This is a genomic window from Colwellia sp. 6M3, from assembly GCF_014077595.1.
Taxonomy (GTDB): domain Bacteria; phylum Pseudomonadota; class Gammaproteobacteria; order Enterobacterales; family Alteromonadaceae; genus Cognaticolwellia.
In genome coordinates this window covers 1-869 of the sequence record NZ_JACGWF010000197.1, presented here as the reverse complement: position 1 = coordinate 869, position 869 = coordinate 1, and the positions used below count along the sequence as shown (strand labels likewise).

At 43.4% G+C, this 869-nt stretch carries 1 protein-coding gene; it reads right to left on the bottom strand.

The features are described from left to right. A partial coding sequence (tuf, locus tag H4J50_RS18965) for an elongation factor Tu (protein WP_182257702.1) occupies positions 1-869 on the bottom strand: 869 nt, incomplete at both ends.

Here is an 869-nt window from a genome sequence, read left to right as displayed (position 1 = left end):
GTTGTACGGAAGTAAAACTGTGGACGGTATCCTTTGAAGAATGGCGTATGACGACCACCTTCATCTTTCGATAACACGTATACTTCTGATTCGAATTTAGTGTGAGGTAAAATTGAACCAGGTTGACATAAAACTTGACCACGTTCTACGTCTTCACGCTTAAGACCACGTAAAAGAACACCACAGTTCTCGCCCGCACGACCTTCGTCAAGAAGTTTACGGAACATTTCAACACCAGTACATGTTGAAGTTTGAGTATCACGGATACCAACAACTTCTACTGAATCGCCAACTTTAACGATACCGCGTTCAACACGACCCGTTACAACTGTACCACGACCTGAAATTGAGAATACATCTTCGATAGGCATGATGAATGCACCGTCGATTGCACGCTCTGGCTCTGGAATGTAAGTATCAAGTGCATCAGCAAGTTCGATTACTTTAGCTTCCCATTTCTCTTCGCCTTGAAGAGCACCAAGTGCTGAACCTTGAATTACTGGTAAATCATCACCTGGGAATTCATATTCAGAAAGAAGTTCACGAACTTCCATTTCTACTAGCTCAAGTAACTCTTCGTCATCTACCATGTCACATTTGTTCATGAATACGATGATGAAAGGTACGCCAACTTGACGTGATAACAAGATGTGCTCACGTGTTTGTGGCATAGGACCATCTGTAGCAGCAACTACTAAGATAGCGCCATCCATTTGTGCAGCACCTGTGATCATGTTTTTGATGTAATCAGCATGGCCAGGACAATCTACGTGGGCGTAGTGACGGATTGCAGTATCGTACTCGATGTGAGAAGTATTGATTGTAATACCACGCTCACGCTCTTCAGGAGCATTATCGATTTGTGCGAA